The sequence below is a fragment of the Erythrobacter sp. JB2-19 genome (assembly GCF_057365005.1).
The window spans coordinates 2,943,153-2,957,570 of record NZ_CP200290.1; the positions used below are offsets into that span (position 1 = coordinate 2,943,153).

General features: G+C 59.1%; 16 protein-coding genes. 3 read left to right on the plus strand and 13 right to left on the minus strand.

What is annotated here, in order from left to right; genetic code table 11:
* Nucleotides 1-20: 20 nt before the first annotated feature.
* Nucleotides 21-965: an ABC transporter ATP-binding protein gene (locus AC0V6O_RS14090; protein WP_486144970.1), complete on the minus strand. Its 945-nt coding sequence runs from the start codon at nucleotides 963-965 to the stop codon at nucleotides 21-23.
* A 107-nt stretch (nucleotides 966-1,072) separates the two neighbouring features.
* Here AC0V6O_RS14090 and AC0V6O_RS14095 point away from each other — a divergent pair, with 107 nt between their 5' ends.
* Nucleotides 1,073-1,333: a zinc-finger domain-containing protein gene (locus tag AC0V6O_RS14095; RefSeq protein ID WP_486144972.1), complete on the plus strand. Its 261-nt coding sequence runs from the start codon at nucleotides 1,073-1,075 to the stop codon at nucleotides 1,331-1,333.
* Nucleotides 1,334-1,468: 135 nt separating this feature from the next.
* The gene (locus tag AC0V6O_RS14100) at nucleotides 1,469-1,903 is read left to right on the plus strand and encodes a hypothetical protein (protein WP_486144974.1); all 435 of its coding nucleotides are present in this window, start codon (nucleotides 1,469-1,471) and stop codon (nucleotides 1,901-1,903) included.
* Between the two features lie 8 nt (nucleotides 1,904-1,911).
* On the opposite strand, the gene AC0V6O_RS14105 is transcribed toward AC0V6O_RS14100, so the two are convergent.
* The 5 genes from AC0V6O_RS14105 to AC0V6O_RS14125 all read right to left on the minus strand — a co-directional run bounded on the left by AC0V6O_RS14105 (nucleotide 1,912) and on the right by AC0V6O_RS14125 (nucleotide 5,397).
* Entirely contained in the window at nucleotides 1,912-2,493 is a 582-nt protein-coding gene (locus AC0V6O_RS14105) for a hypothetical protein (protein WP_486144976.1), read from the minus strand.
* 242 nt (nucleotides 2,494-2,735) lie between these two features.
* Nucleotides 2,736-3,710, minus strand: coding sequence for an NAD(P)H-dependent flavin oxidoreductase (locus AC0V6O_RS14110; protein WP_472639920.1), 975 nt, complete (start codon nucleotides 3,708-3,710; stop codon nucleotides 2,736-2,738).
* Nucleotides 3,711-3,838: 128 nt separating this feature from the next.
* Nucleotides 3,839-4,219 carry an EamA family transporter gene (locus tag AC0V6O_RS14115; protein WP_486144979.1) on the minus strand — a complete coding sequence of 127 codons (381 nt, stop codon included), beginning with the start codon at nucleotides 4,217-4,219 and terminating at the stop codon, nucleotides 3,839-3,841.
* Nucleotides 4,220-4,222: 3 nt separating this feature from the next.
* Nucleotides 4,223-4,693, minus strand: a complete 471-nt coding sequence (locus tag AC0V6O_RS14120) for a hypothetical protein (RefSeq protein WP_486144981.1) — start codon at nucleotides 4,691-4,693, stop codon at nucleotides 4,223-4,225.
* A complete protein-coding gene (locus AC0V6O_RS14125; RefSeq protein WP_486144983.1) occupies nucleotides 4,690-5,397 on the minus strand; it encodes an endonuclease III domain-containing protein in 708 nt (235 codons plus the stop codon). The genes AC0V6O_RS14120 and AC0V6O_RS14125 overlap by 4 nt, the downstream gene beginning before the upstream one ends.
* Nucleotides 5,398-5,521: 124 nt before the next feature.
* Between AC0V6O_RS14125 and AC0V6O_RS14130 the strand changes: the two genes are divergently transcribed.
* Complete coding sequence (locus AC0V6O_RS14130; RefSeq protein ID WP_486144985.1) at nucleotides 5,522-6,487, plus strand: oxidoreductase; 966 nt, start codon at nucleotides 5,522-5,524, stop codon at nucleotides 6,485-6,487.
* Here the strand turns inward: AC0V6O_RS14130 and AC0V6O_RS14135 are convergent.
* The 7 genes from AC0V6O_RS14135 to AC0V6O_RS14165 all read right to left on the minus strand — a co-directional run bounded on the left by AC0V6O_RS14135 (nucleotide 6,484) and on the right by AC0V6O_RS14165 (nucleotide 14,383).
* Nucleotides 6,484-7,005 carry a metal-dependent hydrolase gene (locus AC0V6O_RS14135; RefSeq protein WP_486144987.1) on the minus strand — a complete coding sequence of 174 codons (522 nt, stop codon included), beginning with the start codon at nucleotides 7,003-7,005 and terminating at the stop codon, nucleotides 6,484-6,486. The two genes, AC0V6O_RS14130 and AC0V6O_RS14135, sit on opposite strands and share 4 nt — an antisense overlap.
* 117 nt (nucleotides 7,006-7,122) lie before the next feature.
* Nucleotides 7,123-7,407 (minus strand): GIY-YIG nuclease family protein, encoded by a 285-nt coding sequence (locus AC0V6O_RS14140; protein WP_486144989.1) that lies wholly within the window; start codon nucleotides 7,405-7,407, stop codon nucleotides 7,123-7,125.
* A gap of 85 nt (nucleotides 7,408-7,492) precedes the next feature.
* A complete protein-coding gene (gene guaA / locus AC0V6O_RS14145) occupies nucleotides 7,493-9,067 on the minus strand; it encodes a glutamine-hydrolyzing GMP synthase (protein WP_486145646.1) in 1,575 nt (524 codons plus the stop codon).
* Nucleotides 9,068-10,069: 1,002 nt separating this feature from the next.
* A complete protein-coding gene (locus tag AC0V6O_RS14150) occupies nucleotides 10,070-11,641 on the minus strand; it encodes an AMP-binding protein (RefSeq protein WP_486144991.1) in 1,572 nt (523 codons plus the stop codon).
* Nucleotides 11,642-11,672: 31 nt separating this feature from the next.
* Nucleotides 11,673-12,533, minus strand: coding sequence for an epimerase (locus tag AC0V6O_RS14155; RefSeq protein ID WP_486144993.1), 861 nt, complete (start codon nucleotides 12,531-12,533; stop codon nucleotides 11,673-11,675).
* Between the two features lie 300 nt (nucleotides 12,534-12,833).
* Nucleotides 12,834-13,280, minus strand: coding sequence for a MarR family winged helix-turn-helix transcriptional regulator (locus AC0V6O_RS14160; protein ID WP_486144995.1), 447 nt, complete (start codon nucleotides 13,278-13,280; stop codon nucleotides 12,834-12,836).
* Entirely contained in the window at nucleotides 13,277-14,383 is a 1,107-nt protein-coding gene (locus tag AC0V6O_RS14165) for an Acg family FMN-binding oxidoreductase (protein ID WP_486144997.1), read from the minus strand. The genes AC0V6O_RS14160 and AC0V6O_RS14165 overlap by 4 nt, the downstream gene beginning before the upstream one ends.
* Nucleotides 14,384-14,418 lie beyond the last annotated feature (35 nt).

Below are 14,418 nucleotides of genomic sequence, written 5' to 3' on the forward strand. Positions count from 1 at the left end.
TCCTTTATTGGCGGCCAACCCTAGCTCGTCAGCTGGACGAACACATCCTCCAGGTCCGCCTCGCGCGTGGTCACATCCTCAATCGTCAGGCCCTGACTTTGCAGAATCGCTAGCACCTGACCTGCGTTAAGCTCGTCCTTGTCATAGGTCACCTCGACCCCGCGCTCACCCGCAAGCTCTACCTTGGTAAAGGCCTCATGCGAGGGCGCTTTGGTAAGGTCGGCATCCACTGTGACCGCGACGATTTTCTCGCGCGCCATATCCACCAGCTCACGCGTCGGCTTGTCCGCAATCAGCTCACCATGGTTGATGATCGCAATCCGGTCGCACAATTCCTCAGCCTCTTCGAGGTAATGCGTGGTCAGCACGACCGTGACGCCGTCATCATTGAGCTGGGTGACGAGCTCCCACAATTGCCGCCTCAGCTCCACATCCACCCCGGCAGTCGGCTCGTCCAGCACCAGGATCGGCGGCGAGTGCACCATGGCTTTTGCCACCAGCAGCCTCCGCTTCATCCCGCCGGACAATGTGCGTGCATAGGCATTGCGCTTATCAGCCAGGCGGACAGCGGCGAGCAATTCCTCGCTGCGCCGATCCGCGGCCGGAATGCCGTAAAATCCGCCCTGGTTTTCCAGCACTTCATAGGGCGTAAAAAACGGGTCAAACACGATTTCCTGCGGGACAATGCCAATCGCGCGGCTGGCGTTGCGGCGCTGGCTATCAATGTCAAAGCCCCAGATGTTCACATTGCCGCCGGTCTTATTGACCAGCCCGGCAAGCGTGTTGATGAGCGTGGATTTGCCCGCGCCATTGGGACCAAGCAGACCAAAGATCTGGCCTTGCGGCACATCAAAGCTCACATCATTGAGCGCAAGCTTACCCTCTGCCTCGCCACCTTTCGCGCCCTTTGGCGCGGCATAGCGCTTGGTCAGATTCCGGATCGAAATTGCGGGCTCATTGCTCATGCGCCTCCCCATAAACGAGCGCCGTGCCTGCGCAAGGCCTGCGATACGTAGATAGCGCGCAAACGAACGATTGAATTTGCGCCACTTCGCGATTATCGCGCTTGGCCATGAATACCGCTCCACCAGATGTGCTGATCGTTGAAACCCGCCGCGTGAGCTGTGACGGGGCCAGCGGCATTCGCGGCGGCAAGGACTATCGCCCTGCCGCATTAGGCCATCCGCGCATCTATCTGGAGATTGACGAGCACGGCTATGTCGATTGCGGCTATTGCGACCGGCGCTTTGTGCTGAAAGGCGGGCCAGCCGACGGCGTGGACCAGGCCAGCCTGCCTGATATTTCAGAAGGCGGCGATCCCGGCCACCGGTAATGGACCCAAAATGCCTGATGGGGCACGACCAAAACCAACCCCGCATGCCCAACCCACACGTGCGAAGAGTCAGCCATCGTTCACCTGACACGCTTTATCTGCTATGGCTTAGGGTCTTAGCGTAGGAGAATGTTCATGGTTCGCTCGTCTAAATTTCTCGCCCTTGCTGCCGCCAGCCTGGCCGGTGCCGCTGCGCTTGGCACGCCCGCTGTGATGGCCAAAGACAAGCCCACTGGCGAAGAGAAACTGGAAAAGATGCTTGAAGGACGCGTCGCCGGTGAACCGGTACGGTGCATCCGTGAGAAGGCCAACCGCAGAATGCGCACGATCAATGACACCGCCTATGTCTATGGCAGTGGCAACACGATCTATGTTCAGCGCACACGCCGTCCGGAAAGCATTGATGATGATGATATTCTGGTGATCCGCAAGTTCGGCACATCACAGCTGTGCCGCTTAGATCAAATCACCACGGTTGATCGGATCAGTGGTTTCTTCACCGGCGCGGTCTTCTTTGAGGATTTTGTCCCCTACACCCGTGCGGACAAGGCGGAAAACGCCGACAGTTAGGCATTTTCTTACGGAGCAGAGCAGGCGACCCTCTCTGGCACGTCAGTCTTATAGCGCTCTTCCAATGCATCGCGGTAAGCGCGCCTGCGCGGACGCAGTTCATCAATCGGCGGCATGGATGCAGCCAGGACATCATCCAGGTCTTGCCGGATGTTGGCCTGCGCCATTTGTGTGACTGATACCTTATACTGGCTGAGAACCTCCTCAGCCTCTGGTGCCCAATCACCATCGCTCTCACTCAGTAAAGCGGCCAGTTCCTCGCGGCGCCAGTGCACCTCTTCGCTACGCTCGGTCGGGGTTGGCATCTCTTTATACAGCGCGCTTCGCTCGCTTGCCGACAGATCACGCGGTGCCGCAATGACCCGGCGCGGGTTGAGGGCAGCATCGGCAGCGGCGCTCGGCGAGCGATCCGGCAAGGTCAAACTGGCCGGCATCCCAGCGATACTTGCCGACTCTTCCACTATGGGCAGGCGATCTTCCATAAAATTGCGCACCCGCGCGGCGCCATGAACCTCTCCGAGAAGCCAGCTAAGAATGCAGGGTGCCGCCATCGCCAAAATCCAAAACTCAAGTGCGATAAATTCCTGCATGGGCAGTCCCCGACTGAGCGCCAGCATCTTAGCCGGTGCAGCGTTTTTCCAAGTTGTCGATCCCTCAGCAGGCCTTTTCCGGCGCGCTGTTCAACCTAACTACCCGAAAGGTCGCGCTGTTTTCATTCGGTTGACTACGAAGCGCGGCATTAAGCAGCCACAAACCATAGCTCACGCATCGCCGAAAATCGCCGCGTCATCTTAGTTTGCAAGTGGTTTTGCGCTCGCGTTAGGGGATGCCCTTAAGCCGACATTTGCCCATTCATGCGCGCCAGTATCGTTTCCGCTTCACTCATGATGCCATCAATCAATTCCTGGCAGGTCGGAATATCATTGATCAGGCCAGCGACCATGCCGCAACTCCACGCGCCCTTATCCATGTCGCCTTCCATCATGATCGATGGATAAACGCCTGCGACCTCATCGATGATGTCCTCAAATTTGAGGTCATCGCCAAGCCGCTTTTCCTTCTCGATCAGGCGCTCAACCGCGGCATTGGTCATCACCCGCTCTGTGTTGCGCAGTGGGCGCATGACCAGCCGGGTGTCGAGTTCGGATGCGGCGACAATCGCCTTTTTCACGTTTTCGTGAACGGGCGCCTCCTGCGTCGCAATAAAACGCGTGCCCATATTCATGCCTTGCGCGCCCATTGCCAGGCTGGCGACGAGTGAACGGCCATCCGCCATACCGCCAGAGGATACGAAGGGAATTTCCAGCTCATCGGCGGCGCGCGGCAACAGGATGAAGTTTGGAATATCATCTTCGCCCGGATGCCCGCCGCATTCAAAACCATCCACGCTTACCGCATCACAGCCGATTTCTTGCGCTTTCAAAGAGTGGCGCACGCTGGTGCATTTGTGGATCACCTTGATCCCGGCATCTTTTAGCGGGGGAAGCAATTCAGATGGGTTGCGGCCAGCGGTCTCCACCACTTTCACGCCGCCTTCGATGACGGCCTTCACAATCGCTGGATAGTCTGGCGGGGTCAGCGTTGGCAGGATGGTGATGTTCACGCCGAACGGCTTGTCCGTCATATCCTTGCAGCGGGCGATTTCATTCGCGAGGTCCGCTGGCGTCTTTTGCGTCAGACCGGTGATAATCCCGAGGCCGCCCGCATTGGAAACAGCCGCTGCCATTTCAGCAAATCCGACATAATGCATCCCACCCTGAATAATCGGGTGCTGGATACCAAACATTTCGGTGATTGCGGTTTTCATAAGCGTGATCCTCTCGCATTTGTATCTTGAACGCAGGGATTGCGAAGAATCGCGCCGCTTGCAAGCATGCTTTTGGGGAGGGCGTTACTAAACGGAGCGCGCCGTAGCGTAAGGTGCGAGGCCCGCCGTCACCTTACCGCCCGCGACGCATTCACCGTCAATGCAATGCCGCCCAATATCATCGCGCCGCCAATGACGGCGCCCATCGTCAGCGCCTCTGCCAGAAACAGCGCCCCGCCCAAGGCTGCGACCACAGGCGTTGCCAATTGCACGCTGGCGACCGTCGCCAGGCCGAGCTGAGGTGCAACCTTGTACCAAACCACATAGCCCAGCGCCGATGTGACCACGCCAGAGATTACCGCCAGCAATACGCCGTCCCAGCGCGGCATAGTGCCATCGAGCAAGAGCATAGGTGCGACGATAATGCTGGCGATCAGGAAATACCTGGCGGTGCTGCCTGTTGCTCCGCCCGGCGCGGTGCCCGATCCGCGCCCGATCAGAGTGTACACGCCCTAGGCCATGCCCGCCCCCGCCATCAGCAGACCGGGCAAAAGGCCCGCCGCGCTGCGTCCCGCCTCCCAAGGGGTGAGCACGTAGACCAATCCGCCCAGCGCCAGCATCAGGCCGAGCCAGCCACGCGCGATCAATCGCTCTCCGCGAACCACTCCGATGGTAATGATCGTTGCCTGGACAAAGCCGAACAGGATGAGTGCGCCGATCCCGGCACTCAAATGGAGATAGGCAAGCGAGAACCCGGCGACATAGGCCGCGAGCGCGAACGCCCCGGGCAGATCGCGATGCGATGGCCGCGCGCCCAAAAACGGTAAGAGAACCAAGGCTCCCGAAGCCAGGCGGATCGCAGAATACGCGCCTGCCTCAATCGCGCCGTCAGCCAAAGCGGCCCGCGCCAGCAGCGAATTGCCGGCAAAGGCAGCGACCGCGAGCGCGGCAAGCAATCCGGTCAACAGCGCACCCGCCTTCATGGCCGCGCCGCCCGGCCCGTATCGCAATCTTCGCGGGCGGGGCATCCCTCGCATGCGGCTTTGCGTGGGCGGCAATGCGTCTGTCCCAATTTCTTGAGCAGGAGGTGGTGCTCGTCCATGTCCTCTGCGCTCCATTCCGGTGGCACAATCGGCATTAGCGCATCATAGGCGCGCGCGGTATCCGCTTTGACCGGGACAATCCCCATACGCTGCATGATCCGCCGGTGATGCCCGTCAATCACCATCGCCTTGCGATTGAAGGTGCTGGCATTCATCACCCCGGCGCTGTTCTTGCGCGCGACGCCGAGCAGCGTCTCCAGCCACGCCATCGCATCCTCGGTGGGCAGGTTGGAGAGGTGCCGCAGATCGACCGAGCCGCGTTCTTCAATGATCGCATTCAAGCATTGTTTCAGCCGCTTTGCTGCCACGCTGGGGAAGGTCTGGCGCTGCAATCGCGCCTCCAGCTCCGTTTCATCTGCCTCGGCCACCGCCTCCCACGATCCATATTCCGCCAGCAAAGCGTCGGTCGATGCGTTGGAGGCCGCCGTCTTGGTCTGCGCGCCGATCACCCCGTGAACCAGCACCCAGACAGGATCGCGGCGCTTATCGGCCGGGCGAATGATCCGTCCGAATGACGCGATCAATCCCGTCTGCAAACGGCGCAGTGTTTCGGTGCGCGGATCAGAGCCGAGGTCGAGCTGCATATCTCTTCCTTAGCGTGAAAAGCGGGTCTGCATAGCGGGCTTAGATTTGCGACTCGCTGGCGCGCCTCATTCATGGCACGATGACACAACCCGCCCGATAACGGTCGCATAGGAGAATTGCACGATGACATCCGCCCAAGCCCCAATCGCTTCGCCCTTCGGATATCGCTCAACCGCGCGCGAAGTGGCGGACGGGATCGACCTGTCCGGCAAAGTGGTGGTGGTAACGGGCGGCTATTCCGGACTTGGGACCGAAACCGTGCGGGCGCTCGTTGGCACTGGAGCGAAGGTGATTGTCGGCGCGCGCCGGGTAGAACAAGCCCGTGAGGTCTTAGCCGATATGCCCGGCGAGATCGCAATCCTAGAGCTTGATCTCTCTGCGCCCAGTTCAATCGACGCCTTTGCAATCGCGCTGGCCGAACGCACGGACCGCGTGGATATTCTGGTCAACAATGCCGCGATCATGGCCTGCCCTCTGGCGCGCGATGACCGCGGATATGAGGCGCAATTCGCGACCAACCACCTGGGCCATTTTCACATGACCTCGCGCCTCTGGCCCATGCTGAAGGCGGCGGGCAAGGCCCGCGTTGTCGCGCTCTCCTCGATCGGGCACCGCCTCAATGGGCTGGATCTGGAAGACCTCAATTTCGAACGGCGCGATTATGACAAATGGCTCGCCTATGGTCAGGCAAAGTCCGCCAATGCGCTGTTCGCGCTCCATCTCGACAGACTGGGCGAGCCGCACGGCGTGCGCGCCTTTGCCGTCCATCCCGGTGGGATCGCCACCCCGCTCCAGCGCTATTTAACGATGGAAGAACAGGTCGCGATGGGCTGGTATGACGAGGAAGGGAACGTGCACGAGGCGTTCAAATCCACCGAGGAAGGCGCCGCGACCAGCACTTGGTGTGCCGTCTCGCCGCTGCTCGATGGCATGGGCGGGGTTTACTGCGAGGATTGCAATATTGGCGCGATGGCGAGCGAAGACACGCCGCGCGGCTCCGGCGTCTATCCGCATATCCGCGATGAGGCCTTGGCTGAGGCTTTGTGGGTCAAATCAGAAGAGCTGACCGGCGTTCAGTTCGCGGCCTAAGCGCGCGCCTTACGCCGGATGATCCAACCGCTCAGTACCAAGGCAATACAGGGCAGCCAGATCCATTTAAGTTCTGACGCCAGCGTCACCACTCCGCGCGCGGAGAAGAAATCCGCCCCAATAGGAGAGACGCGCACAGGCGTGTAAGGCGCAAAGATGCGGGCGTTGTCGAACGGCCACCACAATGCCGCGCCCAGCCCGCCGCTGGTCAGCGTGTCGAGCAGCCCGTGGCTGGCCATCGCAAAGGTTAGGAAAACCCAGGCGCCCAAACTTCGCGCCTCTTTCCAGACCAACGCGGTGGCGGCGGCAAACAATGCGGCAAAGGCGAGCGAATGCGTAGCGCCGCGGTGCCCCCATTCATGCGCGTAGTCGATCCCTAGGGGAAAGCCGATGACATCAGCGTCCGGCAGAATCGCAAAGGCGGCCCCGGCAATGGCAAGCTTTGGCGAAATGCGCCCGCGCCCCGCAGCAGCGGCGAGCGCTAACGGAACAATGGCGTGGGTGAAGATGGTGGGCATTACAGAGTGGTACCTCTTGCTTTGCGCTTGTGCGATGGCAGCGGGCTGACCACCAAGGACCGCGGGAACAATCCGTTCGTCCTGAGCCTGTCGAAGGATGAACGTTGAGAGATCACTTCACGCACGCTTCGAGCGAGCAAGAACCGATATCTTTTCCCAATCCCCTTCAATCAACGCCTCTTTCTTTGCGCGCGACCACCCTTTGATCTGCCTCTCCGCCGCCAATGCTTCGTGCCTGGTTGGAAAGTTTTGGCTCCACACCAAGGCGACGGGCCTACGGTTTCGGGTGTATCCAGCGACCGAGCCTGATCGATGCCGAGCCATGCGCAATTCCAAATTGTCGGTATGACCGGCGTAATAGCGACCATCCGCGCATCGCAACATGTAAGCCCAGAATTCCATCTGCAAATTCTATGACATTATCGTCCTTCGACAAGCTCAGGACGAACAGAGGAAGGGGAAACGGTGGATCAATCCGCGTCGCAAGTTACTCCCACTCAATCGTGCCCGGCGGTTTGCTGGTGTAGTCATAGACCACGCGGTTGATGCCCTGCACCTCGTTTACGATGCGGGTTGCGCAGCCGGTTAGGAAGCTGGCGTCGAACGGATAGACATCCGCCGTCATGCCGTCGGTGCTGGTGACCGCGCGCAGGCCGCAGACATTGTCATAGGTACGGTGGTCGCCCATCACGCCGACGGTTTTGACCGGCAGCAGAACGGCGAATGCCTGCCAGATGGCGTCGTACAATCCAGCGTTCCGGATCTCTTCGAGATAGATCGCATCCGCCTTGCGCAAGATATCGCAGCGTTCTTTGTTTACTTCGCCCGGAATGCGGATCGCGAGGCCCGGACCGGGGAAGGGATGGCGGCCAACGAATTGCTCATCCAGGCCAAGTTCCCGGCCCAGCGCGCGCACTTCATCCTTAAACAGCTCCCGCAACGGCTCGACCAACTCCATCTTCATCCGCTCTGGCAGGCCGCCGACATTATGGTGGCTCTTGATCGTCACCGATGGCCCGCCGGTGAAAGAGACGGACTCAATCACATCGGGATAAAGCGTGCCCTGCGCGAGGAAATCGGCCCCGCCCAATTTGTTCGCCTCTTCTTCAAACACGGCGATGAATTCGCCGCCGATGAATTTGCGCTTCGCCTCTGGATCAGAGACACCGGACAGGCCCGCCATAAAGCGTTCCTCCGCGTCCACCACCACCAGCGGAATGTTGTAATGATCGCGGAACAAGCTCTCAACCTGCTCGCGTTCATTGAGGCGCAGCAAGCCATGATCAACGAACACGCAGGTCAGCTGATCGCCGATTGCCTCGTGGATCAGGATCGCGGCAACAGAGCTATCGACCCCGCCGGACAATCCGCAAATCACGCGGCCAGAGCCAACCTGTTCGCGGATTTCGGCGATCTTTGTCTCGCGGTAAGCAGCCATGGTCCAATCGCCCGCCAGCCCGCAGACCTTATGCACGAAGTTCGCCAGCAGCTTCCCACCATCGGGCGTGTGGACGACCTCTGGGTGGAATTGCGTGCCGTAATATTGCCGCTGCTCATCGGCGATCACCGCAAAGGGTGCACCGTCGCTGGTCGCGACAATCTCAAAGCCGGGGGCAAATTTGGTAACCTTGTCACCGTGGCTCATCCACACCTGATGGCGCTCGCCCTCGGCCCAAAGCCCGTCGAACAGAGCGCAGGATTTCGTCACGGTTAGGAACGCGCGGCCAAATTCGCCGCCGTCTCCGGTCTCGTGGCCGGGGCGCACTTCGCCGCCCAGCTGGTGCGACATCACCTGCTGGCCATAACAAATGCCCAGGATCGGCACGCCGGCATCAAACAGCACCTGTGGCGCGCGCGGGGAACCCTCGTCCGGAACGCTGGCCGGTGATCCAGACAGAATAACGCCCTTCGGCTTCATCCGGTGAAAGGCTTCCTCCGCCAGAGTGAAGGGGGCAATCTCTGAGTAGACCCCAGCCTCGCGCACGCGGCGTGCAATCAGTTGGGTCACTTGGCTGCCGAAATCGACGATTAGGATGGAATCGGGCGTATGGGTGTCTGACATGCGGGCCGGGTTAGGCAGCGGCTGCGGCCAAGTCCAGTGGTGCACGAGCGGCTTTGCGCAATCATGCGAAGCGTGCATCAACTATGTTGCAAAAAACGCAAAGGCTTTGCGAATTTTGGCATTTGAGTTCGATTGCATGAAACACCATTTGTCTCTTGCAACAACGAACCGAGCCTCCTCTCCCGCTCTCTTCGTTGTCGCACCGGTGATGGCTAAGCTTCCCTCGCTGGCCATCACCAGCCTGCTTATCGTCCCCAGTCACGGGGCAAAGCGAGTCGGCGGACGCAGAGCCTGAGGCGCGAGCAATCGCGCAGCACGGCAGAAACGAACGTCGCCCGCCCGCCAGCGCCCTCCCCCGGGTGCATGATGCGGACCCTCCCTTCCCGTGCGAAGGGGGCGATAAGCCCAGCAGGCATAAGAGACGCGGTCGGCTTGTCCTCCCTCAGGGCCTTCCCTCGGCCCCTCTGGCGGCCGCGTCTCGATTGCCTGCGATCTACATATCGAACGGGACGGTCTGAATTGTGCCGCTTACGCGGCGCGAAGCACCCTCTGCGCCTGACATCTGCGAAATATGTGGTCGTGGATACGTAATGAACACATGGCAGTGTGTAACTTTATTGCGGTCCTTGCGAAACTATAGCCGACACCAAATTCAAGACTCATTCAAAGGAATTCAAAATGCGTATCATCTCTGAGAAAATTCTCGCCCTGACCGTTGCCCTCGCCGTAAGCGGCGCTTCGTTTCAGGCCATCCTCGTCTAAAAATCAAAAATAATTATTTATTTTATTCAATGACGTAGACGATTAATTACGAAAAAGTAAAAAAGTTCGCGTTGGTCTGTAACGCAATCGGCAAACCCCGCGAACTCTCATATGCAAGCCCGAGAACAACCCCTCGGGTCGCACAATGCGCGGTCACTGGCTCACCCCCCTGACCCCCCTTGAAGCTGGTGGCCGCGCCCCCTCTCATAAGAAAAGACGATCTGAGTGAACGAGCTCAGCCTATCCTGCGAGAGACTCTGCTTGCTCACGCAACTCCGTCTTCAGCAATTTACCAATGTGGCTGCGCGGCATTTCCGCAATCACATGCAATTGCGACAGCCGCTGGGTCTTGCCCAACCGCGTGTTTACCGCGCCGCAAATCTCGGCCGCATCGCGCCCCGCCTTATCCAGCACAACAAAGCCGACCGGCGTCTCGCCCCATTGCTTTGATGCGATCCCAACCACGGCTGCCTCGACCACGTCTGCTTCTTTCTCCAACTCCGCCTCCAGATCGCTGGGGTAGATGTTAAAGCCGCCAGAGATGATCATATCTTTGGCGCGACCGACCAGCTCGACAAAGCCTTCCGCATCAACCCGGCCAATATCGCCCATCCGCATCCAGACCTCGCCGGTTGCGGGATCGGTCCATTGCGCCTCAGCGGTTTTGCCTGGCTGGTTCTTATAACCCGCCATCATGGTGTGCGAGCGCCCGATGAGGTTACCGGGCGTGCCAGCAGGCACAGGCTGATCCTCATCATCCAGCACCTTGAGCTCACTACCCGGAGCGGGCCGCCCAACCGTGTGCAGCTTTTCCGGGAATTCGTGACACGCCAGCAGGCACACGACGCCGCCTTCCGTCATCGAGTAAATCTCGATCAAGCCGCCCGGCATGCGGGAGAGCACCTCACGCTTCAGCTCAGCGGAGAAGGGCGCAGAGGTGCAATATTTGAGCGCGAGCGAAGTCAGATCAAAATCGTTAAACCGCGCAAAATCCATCAGCCGCTGATATTGCACCGGGACCAGCATGGTCACATTGGTGCGGTCAGATTGAGCATGGGTGAGCCAGCGCTCGCAATCAAACTTGCCCATGATGCGCACGGTCCCGCCTGCCAGCAGCGGCGGCAGGAATGCGACCATGGTGGTGTTGGAATAGAGCGGCGTGCTGGAGAGCGAACGAACCTCCAGCCCCGCCTCCAGATAAGAGACAGCGGTCGTGGCAAATTGCCGCCACCGCATTTGATGCGAATGAACGATCCCCTTGGGAATGCCAGTTGTCCCGCTGGAATAGATGATGTTGAAGGCGTCTTTCGGATCCGGTTTAAACGCTGGGGCATCGGTGCCCACGGGCGCCATCCAACTGCCCACATCTTCGAGCGGCACGTGCTCAAGTTCCGGCAGGAATGCCGCGCCCAACTCATCTGCTTTCGCAGCGTCGATAAACAGATGCCGTGCACCGGAATCTTTCGCCATCCCTGCCAATTGCTCTGGCGATGCGCTGGTTGTGAGCGGCGCGGCGACCCCGCCTGCGCGCACGGCGGCCAGAAAGACCACGGCGTAATTGATGCGGGATGTGCCAAGGATCGCGACCGATTGCCCGCGCTCCAACCCCGTTTCCACCAGCCGCGCAGCAAGCCTTGCCGTATTTTGGTCTAACTCAGCCCAGGTAATCGATCTCTGCTCATCAAGCAGAGCGAGCTTATCGGGCTGGATTTCGGCCCATGCGCTGAGGATTTCGGGAAAGGAGCCATAGGGCTCTGTCAGACGGGCAAGCATTGTGTTGGTGGTCATGAGACACAGGTGTAGGCCGCTCATTCACCGAAGGAAAGCAGGGCTACTTAAATGATCAAACGGTGACTTCGACCAGATCTTCAAGCGCTTGATCGAGCCTTGGATAGGCGAAACGAAAGTCGCTTTCTAGAGTGCGCCGGGGGACCACCTTCTGACCTTCCAAAAGGATCGAAGCACGCTCCGCACCGACTAGCCATGCGATCAGCCAGCTTGGCGCTCGCCAAACAATGGGCCGGCGAAGATAGCGAGCAAATGTGCGAATGAATTCTTCACTGGTAACACTCTCAGGCGCAACCGCATTGAACCGACCATCCAGCTCTGGGCGGTCGATCAAATGTACAAATAGAGCAGCGCAATCATCGATATGAATCCAAGGAAATGGCTGACGACCCTCGCCTATGACGCACCCCAGCCCAAGGCAGAAAGGCAACCTTATAATTGGGAGAAAGCCGCGTGATCTTCCGATCCTCCACAAACGTGATACGAAATTCTGACGCCTCACCGCACCTAATACGATAGCTATTCTAATCTTGGCGTGACGCACACGGGACGTATCGACATTCTCGGCAGCCTGCTCCCACAAGCCAACCAATTCGGCAGGGAAGTCGATCCCCATCGGTTCTGCATCTTCATCGAGTTCTGGATATTGCTCTACCTGGCCAATCTCTCCAGTACCGTAAAAACACTTACCAGCTGTTGAGACGAACAGTTCGGGCGGCGATTCTGACGAATTGATCGCACCAACAAGGGTCTCAGTCGTCTCAACTCGCGAGCTTATAACTTCGCTGCGATATTCTGCATTCCATCTTCGACGAGGGTTGAGAATGTGCAACCCTGCAAGATTGATGACAGCATCGCAGGGCGGCAGGCCATCGGCGGCAAGTTGGTCCCAGGTGATCTCGATCAGGGCCAGCAAAGCGGCTAATCCATGTGACCCGATCGCCGCGTTCTCGGAGTTGGTCAGTGATCGCGCTTCCGACGAAACCAGAACCGCCACCAATAACAATATGTTTACCCAAGGCCCTGCCCCTTACTTGATACATGTGTAACGACGTCACAGCCTTGCCCCACAACACTGACTGCAATGATAGATAGCCTTGCGTTCAAACCAGTTAACGCTTCGCGTACGCACGATCTGGCGAGGGTCAGTGCATTTCCGGCTCGCCTTTCCAGCGCAGCGATAGTCGCGGCGGCGGCGGAATCGTCTAGCGGGATCCTAATTTCGCATCTGGTCCATGATCTTGCGCAGTTGCGTCAAGAGTGGGTGGATTTTCTCCAGCAATTCTGGCGGCACCTGAGCATTCATATCCGCAATCGGAGCGGCCAATCCGGCGATGCATTGTTCGCGCATGGATCGTCCCTTGTCCGTGATGCTCACCCGTTTTCCGCGGCCATCGTCTGGGTTTGCCGTGATCTCGACCAATCCCGACCGCTCTAAACGAGACAAGGTGTTGCTCATAGTTGGGCGGCTGACCTGAAAATCCTCGGCCAATTGCGCGGGGGTACGGTATTCATGGCCCAAGCGGACAAAGTGATTGAGGATACCGAACTGCGCGATGCTCATACTGCGCGGCAAGACCTGGGTGAAGGCATGGCTGGCCAGCTGATCAATGATCCCGATTTCGGTGAACACACCAAATGCAAGCTGGTCGGACGAGGTCATGCCAAACGGGTCTCCAACGGCCAGCGCGGTGCCGGGCCTGTCACTGGTCCATAGCCCACCCGCGCCAGCATCTGAACCCGCTCTGCCCCGCTTGCACCCAAAAGGCTGTGCACGCGGCGGTACATCGGCTGAACCTCGGCATATTCCTGTAGGCTCTGGCTCATCGGGTGCATGCCCAGGCTCAACGCGTTGGCCTGCAAATTCGCCCGAACATATTGGCGACCCGCCTCAAGTTGGTCGGCGCGCGAATTGCCTGGCGTTGTGATCCAGATCAATGCTGGGATAGAGCCATAGGTTCGGCGCATCATATCAAGGCCCTGCTGAAAGCCGGAGCTTTGCGGGTCGGCCAAGTCTGCGCGGATCACGAAACCCGTCAGCTTACCAGCTTCGATCATCGGACCGTGCAATTCGATCCCATCTGGATTTGCATCCACCTCTGCATGACCAATCCGCATCAGCTCGACGCTCTCCATATTGGCGGCGTGGGTCGTCATCTCGGTCTCAATGCCGGCAACGATCTCTGCACGTAGCTGATCAAGGAATGCGCTATCGTTGGAGAATGATCCGCCCGATGCGGTGATCGCTTCCAGATCCTTGCGCGCGACCTTCCGCCCTAAATCATATTCCTCTTTGTTGGAGCGGCGCCGAACAATTTGCGGGAACAACGGATCGCCTTGCGGCGCGGTGCTGGGCGCGAAAGTAAGACGCGCAATCGGGCGCGTGTCGAGCGCGCTTGGGCTATCGCCTTCGGGGAAAGGATCGATCGTCATCTCCACCCCGCGTTGGGCCGCGGCGATACGCGCGGTTTCCAGGAATGTCCCAAAACCGATGGTTATTTGGCGATCAAACGGATCGGTAATCGGCAGATCGCGTGACAGATCAGTGGTGATTATCGCTTCGTCTTCACCAATCAACTGGATCACCCACGGTTGGCGATTGTGCGGATTGGGCGCCAGGATCGCATGCCGGAACGCATCGAGCCTCACATCCTGCGGTGGAGTAGGATCGAGATCCCATGGGCCAAAGGCGGTTTGCGGCGTGCGCGTAACCCGCCAGGCCCCGCCTGCGGCCACCAATGCCATTCCGCCTAAACCCGCGGCCAAAATGCCTCTGCGCGAAACCACCATCTCTCATCTCT

Coding starts and splice junctions, on each gene's coding strand:
- AC0V6O_RS14090 (WP_486144970.1), bottom strand. CDS start 965: ATGAGCAATGAGCCCGCAATTTCGATCCGGAATCTGACCAAGCGCTAT.
- AC0V6O_RS14095 (WP_486144972.1), top strand. CDS start 1,073: ATGAATACCGCTCCACCAGATGTGCTGATCGTTGAAACCCGCCGCGTG.
- AC0V6O_RS14100 (WP_486144974.1), top strand. CDS start 1,469: ATGGTTCGCTCGTCTAAATTTCTCGCCCTTGCTGCCGCCAGCCTGGCC.
- AC0V6O_RS14105 (WP_486144976.1), bottom strand. CDS start 2,493: ATGCAGGAATTTATCGCACTTGAGTTTTGGATTTTGGCGATGGCGGCA.
- AC0V6O_RS14110 (WP_472639920.1), bottom strand. CDS start 3,710: ATGAAAACCGCAATCACCGAAATGTTTGGTATCCAGCACCCGATTATT.
- AC0V6O_RS14120 (WP_486144981.1), bottom strand. CDS start 4,693: ATGAAGGCGGGTGCGCTGTTGACCGGATTGCTTGCCGCGCTCGCGGTC.
- AC0V6O_RS14125 (WP_486144983.1), bottom strand. CDS start 5,397: ATGCAGCTCGACCTCGGCTCTGATCCGCGCACCGAAACACTGCGCCGT.
- AC0V6O_RS14130 (WP_486144985.1), top strand. CDS start 5,522: ATGACATCCGCCCAAGCCCCAATCGCTTCGCCCTTCGGATATCGCTCA.
- AC0V6O_RS14135 (WP_486144987.1), bottom strand. CDS start 7,005: ATGCCCACCATCTTCACCCACGCCATTGTTCCGTTAGCGCTCGCCGCT.
- AC0V6O_RS14140 (WP_486144989.1), bottom strand. CDS start 7,407: ATGGAATTCTGGGCTTACATGTTGCGATGCGCGGATGGTCGCTATTAC.
- guaA (WP_486145646.1), bottom strand. CDS start 9,067: ATGTCAGACACCCATACGCCCGATTCCATCCTAATCGTCGATTTCGGC.
- AC0V6O_RS14150 (WP_486144991.1), bottom strand. CDS start 11,641: ATGAGCGGCCTACACCTGTGTCTCATGACCACCAACACAATGCTTGCC.
- AC0V6O_RS14160 (WP_486144995.1), bottom strand. CDS start 13,280: ATGACCTCGTCCGACCAGCTTGCATTTGGTGTGTTCACCGAAATCGGG.